Source organism: Sphingomonas sp. Leaf230 (assembly GCF_001421745.1).
Classification (GTDB): Bacteria; Pseudomonadota; Alphaproteobacteria; order Sphingomonadales; family Sphingomonadaceae; genus Sphingomonas.
The window spans coordinates 521,991-538,872 of record NZ_LMKW01000009.1; the positions used below are offsets into that span (position 1 = coordinate 521,991).

At 66.0% G+C, this 16,882-nt stretch carries 20 protein-coding genes; 11 read left to right on the top strand and 9 right to left on the bottom strand.

All coding sequences use genetic code 11. The features are described from left to right. Position 1: 1 nt before the first annotated feature. The 4 genes from ASE82_RS11540 to ASE82_RS11555 form a co-directional block, all read right to left on the bottom strand. Positions 2 to 298 (bottom strand): DUF2849 domain-containing protein, encoded by a 297-nt coding sequence (locus ASE82_RS11540; RefSeq protein WP_056063059.1) that lies wholly within the window; start codon positions 296 to 298, stop codon positions 2 to 4. Beyond that, positions 295 to 1,086, bottom strand: a complete 792-nt coding sequence (cobA, locus tag ASE82_RS11545; RefSeq protein ID WP_056063064.1) for a uroporphyrinogen-III C-methyltransferase — start codon at positions 1,084 to 1,086, stop codon at positions 295 to 297. Before cobA ends, ASE82_RS11540 begins: the two co-directional genes overlap by 4 nt. 244 nt (positions 1,087 to 1,330) lie before the next feature. Continuing rightward, a complete protein-coding gene (gene astD, locus ASE82_RS11550) occupies positions 1,331 to 2,743 on the bottom strand; it encodes a succinylglutamate-semialdehyde dehydrogenase (RefSeq protein WP_056063067.1) in 1,413 nt (470 codons plus the stop codon). Between the two features lie 164 nt (positions 2,744 to 2,907). After that, positions 2,908 to 4,269, bottom strand: a complete 1,362-nt coding sequence (locus ASE82_RS11555) for a protein adenylyltransferase SelO family protein (RefSeq protein ID WP_056063070.1) — start codon at positions 4,267 to 4,269, stop codon at positions 2,908 to 2,910. A 37-nt stretch (positions 4,270 to 4,306) separates the two neighbouring features. Here ASE82_RS11555 and ASE82_RS11560 point away from each other — a divergent pair, with 37 nt between their 5' ends. From ASE82_RS11560 to ASE82_RS11570, 3 genes are all read left to right on the top strand, one after another. Next, the gene (locus ASE82_RS11560; protein ID WP_056063451.1) at positions 4,307 to 5,188 is read left to right on the top strand and encodes an alpha/beta fold hydrolase; all 882 of its coding nucleotides are present in this window, start codon (positions 4,307 to 4,309) and stop codon (positions 5,186 to 5,188) included. A 59-nt stretch (positions 5,189 to 5,247) separates the two neighbouring features. Then, positions 5,248 to 6,006: an SDR family oxidoreductase gene (locus tag ASE82_RS11565; RefSeq protein WP_056063073.1), complete on the top strand. Its 759-nt coding sequence runs from the start codon at positions 5,248 to 5,250 to the stop codon at positions 6,004 to 6,006. 166 nt (positions 6,007 to 6,172) lie between these two features. Continuing rightward, entirely contained in the window at positions 6,173 to 7,282 is a 1,110-nt protein-coding gene (locus ASE82_RS11570) for a glycosidase (protein ID WP_056063076.1), read from the top strand. A gap of 53 nt (positions 7,283 to 7,335) precedes the next feature. Here the strand turns inward: ASE82_RS11570 and ASE82_RS11575 are convergent, their stop codons facing one another. After that, entirely contained in the window at positions 7,336 to 7,692 is a 357-nt protein-coding gene (locus ASE82_RS11575; protein WP_056063078.1) for a hypothetical protein, read from the bottom strand. Positions 7,693 to 7,785: 93 nt separating this feature from the next. Beyond that, positions 7,786 to 7,926 (bottom strand): hypothetical protein, encoded by a 141-nt coding sequence (locus ASE82_RS19475; protein ID WP_156348868.1) that lies wholly within the window; start codon positions 7,924 to 7,926, stop codon positions 7,786 to 7,788. Here ASE82_RS19475 and ASE82_RS11580 point away from each other — a divergent pair. The 4 genes from ASE82_RS11580 (at position 7,925) to ASE82_RS11595 (ending at position 11,901) form a co-directional block, all read left to right on the top strand. Further along, a complete protein-coding gene (locus ASE82_RS11580) occupies positions 7,925 to 9,061 on the top strand; it encodes a glycosyltransferase family 4 protein (protein WP_056063454.1) in 1,137 nt (378 codons plus the stop codon). The two genes, ASE82_RS19475 and ASE82_RS11580, sit on opposite strands and share 2 nt — an antisense overlap. A gap of 69 nt (positions 9,062 to 9,130) precedes the next feature. Then, positions 9,131 to 10,534, top strand: a complete 1,404-nt coding sequence (locus tag ASE82_RS11585) for an NAD(P)H-dependent flavin oxidoreductase (RefSeq protein ID WP_056063082.1) — start codon at positions 9,131 to 9,133, stop codon at positions 10,532 to 10,534. Positions 10,535 to 10,850: 316 nt separating this feature from the next. Continuing rightward, positions 10,851 to 11,489 carry a LysE family translocator gene (locus ASE82_RS11590; protein WP_056063085.1) on the top strand — a complete coding sequence of 213 codons (639 nt, stop codon included), beginning with the start codon at positions 10,851 to 10,853 and terminating at the stop codon, positions 11,487 to 11,489. 166 nt (positions 11,490 to 11,655) lie between these two features. Then, on the top strand, positions 11,656 to 11,901 hold the full coding sequence (locus tag ASE82_RS11595; protein WP_132833271.1) for a hypothetical protein: 246 nt from the start codon (positions 11,656 to 11,658) through the stop codon (positions 11,899 to 11,901). Between the two features lie 157 nt (positions 11,902 to 12,058). Here ASE82_RS11595 and ASE82_RS11600 read toward each other — a convergent pair whose 3' ends face one another. Both ASE82_RS11600 and ASE82_RS11605 read right to left on the bottom strand, forming a co-directional pair. Beyond that, entirely contained in the window at positions 12,059 to 12,250 is a 192-nt protein-coding gene (locus ASE82_RS11600) for a hypothetical protein (protein WP_056063090.1), read from the bottom strand. A gap of 90 nt (positions 12,251 to 12,340) precedes the next feature. Continuing rightward, positions 12,341 to 13,339: a 2-hydroxyacid dehydrogenase gene (locus tag ASE82_RS11605; protein ID WP_056063093.1), complete on the bottom strand. Its 999-nt coding sequence runs from the start codon at positions 13,337 to 13,339 to the stop codon at positions 12,341 to 12,343. 115 nt (positions 13,340 to 13,454) lie between these two features. Here ASE82_RS11605 and ASE82_RS11610 point away from each other — a divergent pair, with 115 nt between their 5' ends. Beyond that, the gene (locus tag ASE82_RS11610) at positions 13,455 to 13,955 is read left to right on the top strand and encodes an SH3 domain-containing protein (RefSeq protein ID WP_056063096.1); all 501 of its coding nucleotides are present in this window, start codon (positions 13,455 to 13,457) and stop codon (positions 13,953 to 13,955) included. A 94-nt stretch (positions 13,956 to 14,049) separates the two neighbouring features. Here the strand turns inward: ASE82_RS11610 and ASE82_RS11615 are convergent, their stop codons facing one another. Beyond that, the gene (locus ASE82_RS11615) at positions 14,050 to 15,243 is read right to left on the bottom strand and encodes an acetyl-CoA C-acyltransferase (RefSeq protein ID WP_443025091.1); all 1,194 of its coding nucleotides are present in this window, start codon (positions 15,241 to 15,243) and stop codon (positions 14,050 to 14,052) included. 88 nt (positions 15,244 to 15,331) lie between these two features. Between ASE82_RS11615 and ASE82_RS11620 the strand changes: the two genes are divergently transcribed. Genes ASE82_RS11620 through ASE82_RS11630 form a run of 3 tightly spaced genes read left to right on the top strand, consistent with a single transcriptional unit; the run spans position 15,332 to position 16,762 of the window. Continuing rightward, on the top strand, positions 15,332 to 15,583 hold the full coding sequence (locus tag ASE82_RS11620) for a hypothetical protein (RefSeq protein WP_235524675.1): 252 nt from the start codon (positions 15,332 to 15,334) through the stop codon (positions 15,581 to 15,583). Next, positions 15,576 to 16,331: a prepilin peptidase gene (locus ASE82_RS11625; protein ID WP_056063102.1), complete on the top strand. Its 756-nt coding sequence runs from the start codon at positions 15,576 to 15,578 to the stop codon at positions 16,329 to 16,331. Before ASE82_RS11620 ends, ASE82_RS11625 begins: the two co-directional genes overlap by 8 nt. Further along, positions 16,328 to 16,762, top strand: coding sequence for a hypothetical protein (locus ASE82_RS11630; RefSeq protein ID WP_056063105.1), 435 nt, complete (start codon positions 16,328 to 16,330; stop codon positions 16,760 to 16,762). Before ASE82_RS11625 ends, ASE82_RS11630 begins: the two co-directional genes overlap by 4 nt. The last annotated feature ends 120 nt before the right edge of the window (positions 16,763 to 16,882 follow it).

The following is a 16,882-nucleotide window of genomic DNA, read 5'->3' on the forward strand; positions in this document are numbered from 1 at the left end:
GTCAGATTACCCAGCTGCCGGCGTTGGGGTCGGCGGGTTTGAGGGTCAGGTCGGGCCGCATCGTCGGGCCTAAAGCGCGGATGCGGTCCTTGATGTGGGCGGGGCGGGGGCCTTCGTCGGTCAGTGTCGCCTCGATCAGATAGGGGACGTTGACGCGGCGCGCGCCTTCCTCCGCCTGGAGGATCGCTTCGCCCGCGACGCCGACGTCGGCCGCATCCTCGATATGGCGCGACCAGCCATTGCCGGTCCACCAGACGACATCGCCGGTGGGAAGGTCATTTCCGGTCAACAGCTTCATGCGGCGGCGTCCTCTGCTACGCGGGCCCAGCGGGCGAGTTTGTCTTCGGCGTCCGACAGTTCGACGACTTCGCCGACGACGATGATCGCCGGGCTTTTCACCGCCTCGCGCGTCACCATCGGGCCAAGGTCGGCGAGCAGCGTGCGGATCGCACGGCTACCTTTGAGCGTGCCGCGTTCGAGCACAGCGACGGGCATGTCGGGGGCGACGCCGTCGGCCATCAGCTTGTCTGCGATCTCGGTTGCCGTAGCGATGCCCATGTAGATGACCAGCGTACGACCTTGGCCAGCGAGCCCAGACCAGTCCTGCTCGGTCAAACCCTTGCACTGGCCCGCGACGAAGCTGACCGCGCTCGAATGATCGCGGTGGGTGAGCGGCAGCATCGCTTCCGCAGCGCAACCGAGTGCGGCCGAGACGCCGGGAATCACTTCGACGGGGAGACCCGCAGCGCGAACCGCCTCGACCTCCTCGCCGCCGCGGCCGAACACGAACGGGTCGCCGCCCTTGAGGCGAATGACGATCGCGCCGGTCTTAACGTGCGCGATGATCAGTGCGTTGATCGCCTCCTGCGGCAGCGTGTGGCGCGCGCGCTGCTTGGCGACAGAGATGCGCTGAGCCCTCGGCGGCGCGATGTCGAGCACACGCGGGTCGATCAGCCCGTCGTGCACGACGACGTCGGCGGTCTTCAGCGCCTCGAACGCGCGGACCGTGAGGAGTCCGGGGTCGCCCGGGCCCGCCCCGACGAGGATGACGCGCCCGCGGGCGGTGGGATCTAGGAGGCTTGCCATGCGATCGGAGATGGGCGGATGGGCGCTGCGCTGCAACCGAATGATGCTTTGGCGGGAGGTAGGATTGCTTTTGCGCGAGGGGGCGAGAGGCGTGGTCGTCGAACCCCCACGATCCTCCCCCGCAAGGGGGAGGTGGCGCCGAAGGTGACGGAGGGGGAGGATCCGGAACATCGGTTATCCCTTTCCTCCCCCTCCGTCTGGCAAGAGCCAGCCACCTCCCCCTGGCGGGGGAGGATCGAAGGTCTCAGCCGTCGGCTAGGCCGATCCCGATTGACGCACGGGCGCTTTCGGATTCGCTGCTGACGACCGGGTAGGCGCAGTAATCAGCGGCGTAATAGGCGCTCGGGCGGTGATTGCCCGACCAGCCGATCCCGCCGAACGGCGCTCCGCTTGAGGCACCATTGGTGGGCTTGTTCCAGTTGACGATGCCGGCGCGGATGTTCGCCCAGAAGCGGTCGTACAGTGCGGGCGTCTGACTGATGAGCGAGGCGGACAGGCCGTAGCGCGTGTTGTTCGCCTCGGCGATCGCGGCGTCGAAATCGTCGACGCGGACCATCTGCAGGATCGGGCCGAACAGCTCGATATCGGGGCGGTCGGCGATGTCGGTGACGTCGATCAGCGCGGGCTTCAGGAACGGCAGGTCCTCGACCGGGCGTTCGAGATGGCGGATCGGGCGACCGCCACGCGTGAGCAGTTCGAGGAAGCTCTCGGTCAGTTGCTCGGCCGCTTCGTTGTCGATTACCGGGCCCATGAACGGCGCCGGGTTCGCATGCGGTTCGCCGACGATGATCCGGCCGACCATCTTGTCGAGCGTGGCGATCAGCGGGTCGTACAGTTTCGTGTCGACGATCAGCCGGCGCGCGGCGGTGCAACGCTGGCCGGCTGTGGTGAAGGCGGACTGGATGATCAGCACGGCGGCGGTGTGCAGGTCGGGCGCGTCCCAAACGACGATCGGATTGTTGCCGCCCATCTCGAGCGCGAGGATCTTCTCAGGCTTGTCGGCGAACGCGCGGTTAAGCGCGAGGCCAGTGCGCGCCGAGCCGGTGAACAGCAGCCCGTCGATGTCAGGATGCGCGGCGAGTGCCTTACCCTCGTTGGGGCCACCAATGACGAGGCGGATGCATTCGGGCGGGACGCCGGCGGCGCGGAAGCACTCGACGAGGAACGCGCCGACGGCGGGGGTCTTTTCGGATGGCTTGAAGACGACCGCGTTGCCGGCAATCAGCGCGGGGACAATGTGGCCGTTGGGCAGGTGCGCCGGGAAGTTGTACGGCCCGAGCACGGCCAGCACGCCGTGCGGCTTGTGGCGGACGGCGATCCGCGATCCCATCGTCGCTTCGAGGCGGCGCTGCGCGGTGCGATCGGCATAGGCGCTGACCGAGATGTCGACCTTGGCGATGACCGTCTCGACCTCGCCCCGCGCTTCCCAGATCGGCTTGCCGGTCTCGCGCGCGATCAGGTCAGTAAAGGCGTCGTTGCGCTGGCGGACGATGTTGGCGAAGCGCCGCATCGTCTCGATCCGGAAGGCGAGTGGTTTCGACGCCCAGCTCGACCAGCCGGCGCGCGCGCAGGCGACTTCGGCATCGACGTCGCCGATCGGGTGGCGCCAGAGGACCGCACCGGTGGCTGGCTCGTAGGAGATGATCTCGTCGGACATGCGTCGCTCTTGCCTTGATTCGCAGCGAGTTTCCACTGGGGCGCGCCGTTTTGCTCCCCCCCTGAAAGGGAGGGGCTGGGGGTGGGTCGGGTTCCATGGGTTCAGACGCTCGCGGCTCAGGCCGACCGACCCACCCCCGACCCCTCCCTTCCAGGGAGGGGAGATTACTGGGCTAGCGCTTCGCCCATTTCGCGGATTGCGACGACCTTGGCGTTTAGCAAACTCCAGTCGTCATGCTCGTCGATCGGGGCCCAAATCGCTTCGACCTCGTCGATGAGCATGCTGCATGGCTCGCCCGACCAATAGGGGTGGGAGCGGTCCTTGCGTGGTTCATAGCCACCGAGCGCGGCGCGGACTTCGGCCCAGGGTTCGGCGTAGGTGCCGGGTAACTCCCCACCGAATGCATCGAAGAAGAAGCGGTCGATGCCGACGCCAGAGGTGCGCAACGCGCGTTCGGTGGCCTGGACGAGGTCGCGGTCGGTATCCGGATCGCGCGGGCGGACGCCGAGGCGCCAGAGGATCGCCTGCGTGACTTCGGGTTGATAGCGCGGGCCGAACTGGTCGAGTGCCGCCACCAGCGGGTCGCTCTCGGCGATCTGGCGGAGCGCGACGGCGAGTTGCATCACGTCCCAGTGGATCGCCTCGGGCTGGCGGCCGAACGCGTAGAGCCCCTGATGGTCGAAATAGGCGGCGGTGAAGGCCGGGTCCCAGGTCGGAGCGAACCGCCACGGGCCGTAGTCGAAGCTCTCCCCGGTGACGTTGATATTGTCCGAATTGAGCACGCCGTGGACGAAGCCCGCCGCCATGTAGCGCGCCGCGAGACGCGCGGTGCGGCCGACGACGAGGTCGAGCAGGCGGACCGGATCGTCGCTGTCCTCGTCGTACAGGTTGCGGAGCGTGTAGCCGACGAGTTTGCGCAATCCCGCTTCGTCGCGGTGGTAGGCGAGGCGCTGGAAGCTGCCGATACGGACGTGGCTGTGGTTGAGGCGGACGAGGACCGCCGAGCGCGTCGGGCTTGGCTCATCGCCGCGTTGGAGTTCCTCGCCGGTCTCGATCAGCGACAGTGTCCGCGAAGTCGGCACGTTCAGCGCCTCGAGCATCTCGGTCGCGAGGATCTCGCGCATCCCGCCCTTGAGCGTGAGGCGACCGTCGCCAGCGCGGCTCCAAGGCGTCTGTCCCGAGCCCTTGGTGCCGAGGTCCATCAGGCGACCACGGTCATCCCGCATCTGCGCGAAGGTGAAGCCGCGACCGTCGCCGAGATCGGGGTTGTAACTGCGGAACTGGTGGCCGTGATAGCGGAGCGCGAACGGCCGGGGCAGCGTGCCGGGGAGGGGCTCGAACCGGCCGAAATGGCGCGTCCATTCGTCCTCGGTGAGCGTGTCGACCCCGATTTGCGCCGCGGCGCGATCGTTGCGGAAGCGGGTGCGCGTCTCCAGGAAGTCGGCGGGCGCGACGGGATCGAAGAAGCCGTCGCCGAGCTCAAGGAGCTTTGCTTCGGGGCGATAGGCTTGCGGGAAGATGGGCATGCGGCGATATGGTGGCCGCTACCCGAAGGACGCAACCATGGCCGCTTACGAAAACCTCTATTGGTGGTCCAACGATGGGCTGAGGCTCCACGCGAGGGACTATCCGGGCGGCGAGGAAGGGCAGACGCCGATCATTTGCATGGCCGGTCTCACGCGGAATGCGCGCGATTTCGATGCGCTGGCGGCGCGCCTTGCCGGGCGCTGGCGCCTGATAGCGGTGGACTTTCGTGGGCGCGGCGAGAGCGCGTATGCGAAAGACCCGATGTCGTACGTCCCGCTGACCTACGTGCAGGACGTGGAGGCATTGCTGACCGATCAGGGTATCGATCGGTACATCGCGTTCGGCACGTCGCTCGGCGGGATCGTGACGATGCTGATGGCGGGGCCATCGCGCGGCCGGATGATGGCGGCGTTGCTCAACGACGTCGGCCCGGAGATCGACGCGCAGGGGCTGTCGCGAATCCGCGGCTATGTCGGCAAGGCGAGCGTCTTCCCGACCTGGATGCATGCAGCGCGCTGCGTTTCGGAGAACAACGCCGACGTCTATCCCGACTGGCAGATCGAGGACTGGCTGGCGATGGCCAAGCGGCTGTACCGGCTCAACAGTTCGGGGCGCATCGTGCTCGATTATGATCTGAAGATCGCCGAGCCTTTTCGCGTGCCGGGGAACGAGGCGGGGCCGGATATGTGGCAGGCGCTGGCGTCGTTGCGCGAGGTGCCGACGCTGATCGTGCGTGGTGGGCGATCGGACCTGTTGTCGGCGGCGACGGCGGAGCGGATGGCGGCATCGCTCGACCAGGCGGAACTGGTGACGGTGCCGGGCGTCGGCCATGCGCCGACGCTGAGCGAGACGATGCTGCAGGAGCCGATCGACCGGTTGCTGGCGCGCGCGCTTGAGGGGGCGGCGATCCGTGCTTAGGGACATCCGGCTGGGACTGCGCGTTTGGCGTCGACCTTACTGACAAGCCGGGAAACTTGATGACCGAACGCGCCGACCTCCACACGACTGCCCGCCCGCTCAAAGGTCGCCGCGCGATCATTACCGGGGGCACGACCGGGATCGGCCGGGCGATCGCGGTCATGCTCGCCGCGAACGGAGCCAAGGTCTATGTTTGCGGGCGCGACGAACGGTTCTTGGCCGATGCGCTGACGCACATCCGCGAAGTCGGCGAAGGCGACGGGATGATCACCGAACTCGCCGATCCGGACAAGGTCCGCGCATTCTTCGATGCGGGCGAGGCGTATCTCGGCGGGTTCGACATCACCGTCATCAACGCCGCGGTAGCGGCCGGTGGCCTGACGCAGATGACCGAGGACGAGCTTCGCTACGCGATCGCGGTCGATTTTACCGCCTATCTGCTCAGTGCGCACCATGCCGCGCACCGGATGACGCCGATCGGCGACATGGTCATCATCGGCTCGCTGAGCGCGCATATCCTTGGGCCGAGCTCAACGGTGTATGCCGGGGTGAAGTCCGGAATCGCCGGATTTTCGGAGGCGTTGCGACGCGAGCTGGGGCCGAAGGGGATTAAGGTCTCGCTGGTCGAACCGGGCAAGGTCGGCTCGAACATGCAGTATCCGGACGTCCCCGACGACAAGCAGCGCCAGATGATCGAGGCGGAGCAGATGCTGCGCGCGGAGGACATCGCGGTCGGGGTCGAGTTCGTGCTGACGCAGCCGACGCGGACGGTGATCCAGCAAATCGTGATCGTTCCGCGGGCGCTCGAGGGCGAGTAGGCGCCGACCAGCTTCCCCAATTCCGTTCGTGCTGAGCGAAGTCGAAGCACCTTCGCTCGGGGCACACCCTTCGACTTCGCTCAGGGCGAACGGAGATAGGGTGGCGAACGAAAAGGGGGAGGGCGAAGGGGGGCGATGAAAAACCAGATACCTTAAGGAGTTTAGCATGTTCGACCAGCTCGTCTTCACCCCCGCCGACATCGACCTGTCGCGCTCGCCGCTGGCGGGAAAGGTCGGCGCGGAGACCTATGTGCTCGGCGCGTTCAACCCGGGGATGACGCGGCTGGCGAACGGCAATCTGCTGTTAATGGTGCGCGTGGCGGAGGCGCTGAAGAAGCCGATCAGGGATGGCAACGTCCATGCGATCCGGTGGGAAGACGGCGCGTACGTGCTCGACGCTTGGCCGCTGACGATGGTCGATACGAAGGATCCTCGGAAATTCCTGATCCCCGGCGGCGGGTGGAAGGTGATGGCGCTGACCTCGCTGTCGTGGCTGCTCCCGGTCGAGCTCGAGCCTGAGGGCCGCTCGGTGGTCGCGGTGCATTACGACAAGGCGATCGCGCCGCGGACGTCGTACCAATGCTACGGTGTGGAGGATGCGCGGATCTCGAAGGTCGGCGACCGCTATCTGATGACCACCTGTTCGGTGAGCCCGGAACGGCATTCGACGACGCTGTATTCATCTGCCGACGCGCTCGATTGGCAACTCGAGGGGATCGTGCTCGATCACCAGAACAAGGACATGCTGATCTTCGAAGGCCTGATCGACGGGCAATATTGGGCGCAGACGCGACCGCTCGGCGACCTGTATTTCGCTTATCCACCAGGCAGTGAATGGCGCAGCGGGCCTTCGATCAACCTGTCTCGCTCACCCGATGCGCTCCACTGGAAGCCGCACGACAAGCCCGGCATCCGGCCACACGCCGCCACCGTATCGACCGCGCGGATGGGTGGCGGCGCGCCTCCGATCTTGACCGATCGAGGTTGGCTGACGCTGTGGCACGGGGTGGAGCCGTCGGGCGTGGTCGGGATTTACCGGACGTACTGGTCGATCCTAGACAAGGACGATCCCTCGATCACGGTGGCGACCGAGCATACCGCATTGCTGGAACCGAATCCGGCGCTCACCGAACCGCTGAAGGATAGCATGTACCTCGACAACGTCGTCTTCACGACGGGCATCGCCGACGCGGGCGACTTCTACGTGGTGGCCAGTGGTGAGGCGGATCTGGCATGCCGGATCACGCACATTGCCAAGGACGTGTTAGCCGGCTGAGCGCTAGCCAGGAGGGAGGACGCAGTGTGCGGCCTCCCTCCTGGAAAGTCGGGTCAGCAGCGGCCGAACGACTTCGAAACGACGACATGGCCGGCGACCGAGATCGTGACCTTCACGCCGGTAGGGATGCCCCATGTCGTGCAGATGTCGAGGCAAGCCTGCGCTGCGGTTCCGCTGGGGAAGATCGACGGAATGGGCAGGCAGATCGAGCCGAACCCTAGTGGCAGATTGACGCAGACCTGTCCGTTGTTGACCGTGACGCTGATACACCCGCCGGCCAGTACCAATGCACCGCCATTGGAAACGTCGGTCTCCGCACTAACCGAAGCAATATTGGCCGACTTTGCATGTTGCGCGGCGGCGTCGAGAGCGCTTTGGATCTGTTTCGGATCGAAATCATAGGCAGCCATAACGGTCATCCTTTTGTTGCCGGTATTCCGGTCCAACTGTTTTACGGGTGTCGTCATATCCAACTCAATTCGAACATTGTCCGTTTCGCTTGGCTATGGAGGCAAATACTTTAACGAATGATCCGTTTCGACGGAAATACTGTTCCGATGATCTTCGTGTTGCCAGCGCTGGCGCACGGTAAGTCCGCACGCGCCCTTGAAAGCGCTCGCGAAAATCGGCATCGCGTCGGCCATGGCCGCTCCCGTCAACATCCTCCACCTCCACTCCTCGTTCGACCTTGGCGGCAAGGAGGCGCGCGCGGTTCGGCTGATGAATGCGTTCGGCGATCGCGCGAAACACACCATCGTGTCGGGCGTGCCCGATGCGCTGAGCGCGCGGGACTCGATCGCGAAGGGGGTGCGCTACGAGATCGCGCAGAACCCGCCGCCGCTGACGGGCAAGCCTTCGGTCGCGCGCTACGAGGCGATAGCGCAGTATATGCGGCGGTTCGACCTGGTGCTGACGTACAACTGGGGTGCGATCGACGGGGCGATGGCGCGACGGGCGTTCGCCAAGGGCGCGCCGCCGCTGGTGCATCACGAGGACGGGTTCAACGCGGACGAAGCGGGCGGGCTCAAGATCGAGCGCAACATCTACCGGCGGCTCGCGCTGGGCGCGGCGCATGCGCTGGCGGTGCCGTCCGAGGTGCTCGAAGGCATCGCGCTGAAGACGTGGAAGCAGCCGCGCGAGCGGGTCCACCGGATCGTCAACGGGATCGGCACCGCCTATTACGCGCAGAAGCCCGAACCCAAAGCGATCCCGGGATTTACCCCCAGCGCCAAGGAAGTCGTGATCGGCGCGCTGGCCGGCTTGCGCGAGGTGAAGGACCTTACCGCGCTCGTTCGCGCGGTCGGCGGCGTGTCGGGTCGCATACGCCTCGTGATCGTCGGCGAGGGGCCGGAGCGCGTGAACATTATCCAGGCCGCCGCGGCGATGGGGATGGCGGACAAATTGGTCCTGCCAGGATTCTTGGATCGCCCCTACCGTTACATCGGCCATTTCGACATGCTCGCGGTGTCGTCGCGGAGCGAGCAGTTTCCGATCTCGGTGGTCGAGGCGATGGCGGCCGGCTTGCCGATCGCAAGCTATCCGGTCGGTGACATCACGCGAATGGTCTCGCCCGAGAATCTGCCTTTCGTGACCGAGATCGCCAACGAGGTTCGGTTGCGCGATGCGTTGCAGGCGCTGGTCCACGATCCCGCCTTGCGCGCCTCGGTCGGTGCCGCGAACCAGGCAAAGGCGCGCTCGGAATTTGACGAAGAGGTTATGATCGCTCGCTATCGCGCGCTGTACGAAGGTGCCCTGAACCGTCCGAGTGCGCTAACCTAGGTCGTAATATTGCTCGCACGCTGCGTCCTTGCGATATAGGGGGCCGTATTTTCCGGGAGAGGTGACGTCGTGTTCAAGGGCCTGAAGCCTATCGTCTATAACGGTCGGGAAGTCTGGCCTCTGGTTGAGGGCGGCAAGGGCGTCGCCGCGACCAACCACGCGTCGGCCGGCGCCTGGGCTGCCGCCGGGGGCATCGGCACCGTCTCTGCGGTCAACGCGGACAGCTACGATCCCGAGGGCAAGATCATCCCGCAGGTCTATGCGGCGCTGACGCGACGCGACCGGCACGAGGAACTCGTCCAGTACGCGATCGAGGGCGCGGTCCAGCAGGTCGAGCGCGCGTACGAGATCGCCGACGGCAAGGGCGCGATCAACATCAACGTGTTGTGGGAGATGGGGGGCGCGCAGCGGATCCTGCACGGCGTGCTGGAGCGGACGCGCGGCAAGGTCGCCGGCGTCACCTGCGGTGCGGGCATGCCGTACAAGCTGTCCGAGATCACCGCATCCTACGGCGTCAGCTACCTGCCGATCGTCAGCTCCGGCCGTGCCTTCCGCGCGCTGTGGAAGCGCGCCTATTCGAAGGCCGCCGAGTGGCTTGCGGCGGTTGTGTACGAGGATCCGTGGCTTGCAGGCGGGCATAATGGCCTGTCGAACGCTGAAGACCCGTTGAAGCCGCAGGATCCATATCCGCGCGTGAAGGAACTGCGCGACGTGATGCGCGAAGGTGGCATCAGCGACGACGTGCCGATCGTGATGGCCGGCGGCGTCTGGTATCTGCGCGACTGGAACGACTGGATCGACAATCCCGAACTGGGCACGATCGCGTTCCAGTTCGGCACGCGGCCCTTGCTGACGCGCGAAAGCCCGATCCCGCAGGGCTGGAAGGACGCGTTGACGCAGATCGAGGAAGGCGACGTGCTGCTGCACAAGTTCTCGCCAACCGGCTTCTACTCTTCCGCGGTGCGCAACCCGTTCCTGCGCTCGTTGGAAGCGCGCTCCGAGCGCCAGATCGCGTTCTCGACGCAGGAGGCTGGCGACCACGTCTTCCAGCTCGACGTGGGCGTGAAGGGCAAGAACTTCTGGGTGACCCGCAACGATCTGCTGCGCGCGCGGCAGTGGTTTGGCGAGGGCTATACCGATGCGCTGAAGACGCCGGACAATACGCTGGTATTCGTCAGCCCGACCGAGAAGGGCATGATCCGCAAGGACCAGGCCGACTGCATGGGCTGCCTGTCGCAATGCTCGTTTTCGAGCTGGGCGGACACCGAGACCAACTCGACCGGACGCCTCGCCGACCCGCGCAGCTTCTGCATCCAGAAGACGTTGCAGGACATCGCGCATGGCGGGGACATCGACCAGAATTTGATGTTCGCGGGGCACGCAGCGTATAATTTCAAGAAGGACCCGTTCTATTCGAACGGGTTCGTGCCGAGCGTCGGGCAGCTGGTCGATCGGATTTTGACGGGGGATTGAGGCCAGGGTGGCCGCGCGTTGATGATGTCGAACGTTCGATAGTATCGGTTGTGCGACACCTCGTGCCCTGGGACAGGTCGGCGCTTATCGGTTGGAACCAACCGAAGCTTGTTTCCCCGCGAAGGCGGGGACCCAGTCTGGGCTCCCGCCTTCGCGGGAGAACAAGGAAGGGCCGAACGGCGTTCGAATTCGACCGCAACCTTGCCTAGACGTGCCAAGCAGCAGGTTTCAGGCAATGGATTGGGCTTGGCAAATCTTGGTCCGAACCAACCGCGAGCGTTTCCCGTTCGCGAGGCCAAAGGAATAGGATGCACTCATGACGCTACACGCCTGGTGGTTGTTCGTGGTCGCGGTGTTCCTATTATGCGGAACTCCTGGGCCGAACATGTTGCACGTCATGACGCGCAGCATCGCCTTCGGCGTGCGGCGCAGCGTTGCGGCGATGGCGGGGTGCCTGACCGCGCTGGTGCTAGTGCTGGCGGCGTCTGCGGCGGGCGTGTCGGCGTTGCTCGCGGCGTGGCCGCGGGTGTTCGACGCGCTGCGTTATATCGGCGTCGCGTACCTCATATTCCTGGGAATCAAGGCGTGGCGAGGGGCGGGGTCTCCGATCGACGTCGGCGACGATACGACGCCGGTGGCACTTCCCCCGACCGTGTCGGCGTGGCGGCTGTATCGCGGCGGGTTCGTGATCGGGATCAGCAATCCCAAGCTGCTGTTGTTCGCCGCCGCGTTCCTGCCGCAGTTCGTCGACCGCGCCTCACCGCAGGCGCCGCAGTTCGCGATACTTGTGGTGACTTTCGCGGCGGTCGAGAGCTTCTGGTACGGCATGTATGCAGCCGGTGGGCGAACGCTCGCGCGCTATCTCACCCGCCCGGCGTTGCGGCGCGCGTTCGACCGCGTGACGGGTGCGATCTTCGTCGGGTTCGGCCTCGCTTTGCTGCGCGTGCGAGCATAGCGGGGCACGCAGCGCCATTGCCGTTCGGGGCGATAGCGCGCATAGCTGAGCCATCGCGGCGCTTCGTACGGGCAGGCTGCGACTGAGAGATGCTTTGCGCTCCCGCTCCGAGCCGGGAATGCCGCATGACGATCACTTCAGCCTTCGTGACCTCAGGGTCCGCATCGTGACGACGGGTACGGACACGGTCGTGCCGATCTCGCGCGCGGTCAATGTCAGCGTCGAACAGCCTCAGGTCGTTGCGATGTGCAAGAAGCATGGCGCGATCATCAGTGCGATCGAGACGCTGCCATCGGGCGGAACGCGCGTCGTGCTGATGAATAGCGCGGATGCGGCGAAGATCATCAAGGCGTTCGGGTCGAAGGTTTTGACCGGAACGGTAGCGCGAACCCACTGGATGCGCGCGGTTTAAGAGCGTTCGGTTTAGTCCTCCCCTCGGCAGGGGGAGGTGGCTCTTGCCAGATGGAGGGGGAGGAAAGGGCGACCTTTGTTCCGTATTTTCCCCCTCCGTCACCTTCGGTGCCACCTCCCCCTGGTGGGGGAGGATCGTCATGTTGCGGGGTAACGTATCAGTCGGCGACCGTGCCGACGACGGCGCCACCGGCACCACCAACGGCCGCACCCTGCTCAACGCTACCACCGGTCGCGGCGGCAACGCCTGCGCCACCGGCGGCACCGATGCCTGCGCCCTTGAGCGTCGAGCACGCGCTCATCGACACGGCGGATGCGACCAGCAGGGCGGAAACGGCAAACTTCTTCATCTTGGATACTCCTGTCTCTCCGGGGGTATCCAACAAATGCTGCATCGCGGCATCGGTTCCGAAATATTGATGCAGATCGTATCGGCGGACTCAGATCCAGCCGTCGAGCACCTGATCCGGCGGGCGATGGCCATCCGCCCACATCCGGATATTCTGGATGACGCGCTCGCCAGATGCCATACGCCCTTCGAGCGTCGCTGAGCCCATGTGCGGCAGCATCACGACGTTGGGCAGCGCGAGCAGCCGCGGATCGATCGCCGGCTCGTGCGCCCAGACGTCGAGACCGGCGCCCGCGAGCTTGCCCGCCTCCAGTGCGTCGACCAGCGCGCCCTCGTCGACGATCCCGCCACGCGCGGCGTTGATCAGGTACACGTGCGGCCGCATCAGCGCGATCCGGCGGGCGTCGATCAGGTCGCGGCTGTCGGCGTTCAAGGGCGTGTGGATCGTGACGATGTCGACCGCCCCGAGCATGTCGTCGAGCGATGCATGGAAGGTGGCGGCCAGCTGCGCCTCGCGGACCGCGGGGAGGCGGGTGCGATTGTGATAATGGATCGTCAGCCCGAACGCGCGCGCCCTGAGCGCGACCGCCTGGCCGATCCGCCCCATCCCGACGATCCCGAGCGCCTTGCCGCCGATCCGGTGGCCGAGCATCCCGCCGGGGCTCCAGCCGTTCCACTGGCCCGATCGCACCAGTTTCTCGCCCTCGGCCAGGCGTCGCGGGACCGACAGGATCAGCGCCATCGTCATGTCGGCAGTGTCCTCGGTGAGCACCCCCGGCGTGTTCGTGACGATGATCCCGCGCGCGCGCGCCGCCTTGAGGTCGATATGGTTCACGCCGGCGCCGTAGTTCGCGATCAGCTTCAGGCGGTCGCCTGCGCCCGCGATCAGCGCGGCATCGATATCGTCGGTTACGGTCGGTACGAAGACGTCGCAATCGGCCATTGCAGCGGCGAGTTGCTCGCGGTCGAGCTTGGTGTCGGCACGGTTGTTCTGCGTGTCGAACAGCGCCTCCATCCGATCCATGAGTGTGTCGGCCAGCTCGCGGGTGACGACGACCTTGGGGTTCGGACAGCGGCGTGTGTCGATCATGCGACCGGCTTGGCGAAGGTGCTCGTGCCCGTCAACGTTCTGTCAACGTCGCGCCCGCAACTTCGGTTGAGGAAAGCGCTTCGTCGCGATAGGAGTTCGGTTCGCCAGTTAGGACATGACCATGCGCATTCTCGCCGCCGCGCTCTCCGTTTTCGTTGCCAGCGCGCTGGTGCCCGACCCGGTGGCGGCTGCCGACGCGACGAAGAAAAGCGTGCCCTATTACGCGTCGATCTCAGCGTCGCGCGCGCGGATGCGGACCGGGCCGGCGCGGACGTATCCGGCGAGCTGGCTGTATCAACGCCAGGACCTGCCGATCAAGGTGATCGCGATCTTCAAGGAATGGCGCAAGGTCGCTGATCCCGATGGCACGGAAGGCTGGATGCAGGCGAACCTGCTCAGCGGCACGCGCACCGCGATCGTCCACCGCGCGGGGCCGGTGGAGATGCGCGAGAAGCCCGTCTCGTCCGCCAAATTGCTGTGGCGTGCAGCGCCGGGCGTGGTCGGGAGGCTGAGCCAATGCGGCAATGGCTGGTGCAGGATGGACGTGAAGGGGCAGGCGGGGTTTGTTGCGGTTGGGGGGCTTTGGGGTGTCGAGGCCGGTGAAGTCTTGCCTTGAGGTTTGAGGGGGCTGTTTTGTTGGCGGCGTCGCGTGATGCGGAAACCGACCCACCCCCGGCCCCTTCCTTTCAGGGAGGGGGGAAGTCAGCGGATCAATTCATTAGTTCCACTGCCATCGCGGTCGCTTCTCCACCGCCGATGCAGAGCGAGGCTAGGCCGCGCTTCTGGCCTGTCGTCTCCAGCGCCGACAGCAACGTCGCGAGGATCCGCGCACCGCTCGCGCCGATCGGGTGGCCGAGCGCGCACGCGCCGCCGTGGATGTTCACCTTGTCGTGTGGGAGCCCAAGGTCGCGCATCGCGATCATCGCGACGACTGCGAAGGCTTCGTTGACCTCGAACAGGTCGATGTCCGACGCCGACCAGCCGGCCTTCTCCATTGCCTTGCGCATCGCGAACACCGGCGCGGTCGTGAACAGGGCCGGAGCATGGGCATGTGCGGCGTGCGCAACGACCCGCGCGATCGGCGTGATGCCGAGCCGGTCCGCAACGCTCGCACGCGTCATTACCAAGGCCGCAGCGCCGTCGGAGATCGACGAGGCGTTGGCGGCGGTAATCGTGCCCTCCTTCGAGAAGGCGGGCTTCAACGTCGGGATCTTGGCGACGTCGCCCTTGGCCGGCTGCTCGTCGAGCGACACCGTAGTCGTGCCCTTGCGACCCGCAATATCGACCGAGACGATCTCGCGGTCGAACGCACCGGATTTCTGCGCGCGCTGTGCCCGGTGGAGCGACTCGATCGCGTAGTCGTCCATCTGCTTGCGCGTGAACTGGTATTCGTGCGCGGTGTCCTCGGCGAAATTGCCCATCAGCTTACCGGGTTCGTACGCATCCTCGAGCCCGTCGAGATACATGTGGTCGTACATCCGGTCGTGGCCGATACGCGCACCGCCGCGGTGGCTTTTCGAGAGGTACGGCGCGTTGGTCATGCTCTCCATGCCGCCCGCGACGAGCAGGTCGACCGAGCCGGCCGCCAGTGCGTCCGCGGCAAGGATCGCCGCCTGCATCCCCGATCCGCACATCTTGTTGACCGTCGTCGCCTCGACGTGATCGCCCAGCCCGGCATTGATCGCAGCCTGTCGTGCCGGCGCCTGGCCGAGCCCGGCAGGCAGCACGCAGCCCATGTAAATCCGCTCAATTTCAGCGGCTGAGACGCCCGAGCGCTCGACCGCCCCGCGTACGGCATCGGCACCGAGCTGCGTCGCGGTGGCGCCGGCAAGCGCGCCCTGGAACGATCCCATCGGCGTGCGCGCGTAGGACAGGATGACGATGGTATCTCGATCGGCGGCCACTTCACTCTCCATATATTCTTCTGCCCCCGTATCTGGGGTTGATGTGCGGCAATACAAAGCACTGCGGGATGCGCCTAGACCTCCCGTCATGGAAACACTCATCACGACGCTCAAATGGTGTGCAGCAGGGTCAGGGGTGATCGCCGCCTTCATGGTGTCGCTCGACTTCGGGCGGCGCGTGACGGGGTGGGGGTTCGTGCTGTTCGTCGGCTCGTCGGTCGCGTGGCTGAGCGGTGCGGCCTTGACCGGGGACTGGGCGCTGGGCACGCAGAACATCGTGTTGTTCGGGATCAACCTCCTCGGCGTGTATCGCTACCTCGTGCGGAAAACGGGTGTCTGAGGCTGCGTTCTGGGCGGTGTTGCTGGGCGTGCTCGGGGCGATCATCGGCAGCTTCGTCGCGGCGCTGGTGACGCGCTGGCCCGACGGGCGATCGGTGATGCAGGGGCGCTCGGCATGCGATGGCTGCGGGCGGACTCTCCGCGCGGTCGAGCTGGTACCACTGCTGAGTGCGCTCGTCCTGCATGGCCGGTGCAAAGGGTGCGGCGTCGCGATCAGTCCGGTGCATTGGCGGATCGAGCTGGCGGGGCTTGTGATCGGCTTGGCCGCGGGGCTCATCGCACCGGGGATAGTCGGCATCGCCGGCGCGGTGTTCGGCTGGCTGTTGCTCGCGTTGGCAAGCCTGGACCTCGTCGCATTCTGGCTGCCCGATCGACTGACGATCCTTCTCGCTGCGACCGGGCTCGTCGGCGCCGCGTTCGGTATCGACCCACCGCTTCAGGAACGGCTGATCGGCGGTATCGCCGGGTTCGGCACGCTGTGGCTGGTCGCGTTCGGCTACAGGCATTTGCGCGGCCGCGACGGCATGGGCGGCGGCGATCCCAAGCTGTTCGGTGCGATCGGGCTGTGGCTCGGGTGGCAGATGTTGCCCGCCGTCCTGCTGATCGCGAGCATGATCGGACTCGGCGTCGTGCTGGCCGCGCACCTCAAGGGGAGGAGCATGGCGGCGGACACGGCGCTTCCATTCGGCGCGTTGCTGGCGATCGCGGCTTATCCCGCGTGGCTGTTCATGATAGGCGTGACGCCATGATATCGCTCGCTCTTATGCTCGCGCTGCAAGCCGCGGCGCCTGCGCCGGCTGCCAATTCAGGTCCGGGCCCCCTCGGCGCGATCGGCCAGCAGAAGCTCCCAGCCAAGGGGTGCGCCGCGTATCTCTGGAGCATGGACGCCGGCCGCCAACTCGTCGCGATGGCGACCGCCGACCCCGCGCAGATCCGTCTTGCGATCGATGGCAAGACGACCGACTTCGCGATGACGACCCAGTCGCCCGCGATCGGCTTCGGCTTCGGCGGCGTCACGCAATATCGCGGCGGCGACGTGACCGCGACGCTCGACATGGCCGTCGCCGTGCGCGCCGACATCTCGGCAGGCGCGACCGTGACGTCCGCGACGCTACGGATCGACCGCCCCGGCCGCGATACGATCGTCATGCCGGTCGGTGGCCTAATCGGCTGTGTCTGAGGTTAATTTTTGTGAAACCAAGCCGTCCTATGTGCGTTACGTGGACGAAGATGGGGGTGAATCGAGCACGATCGCTGCCTGTAAAGGGGATCGTGTGACAGCTTCGAACAGCCGGCATCA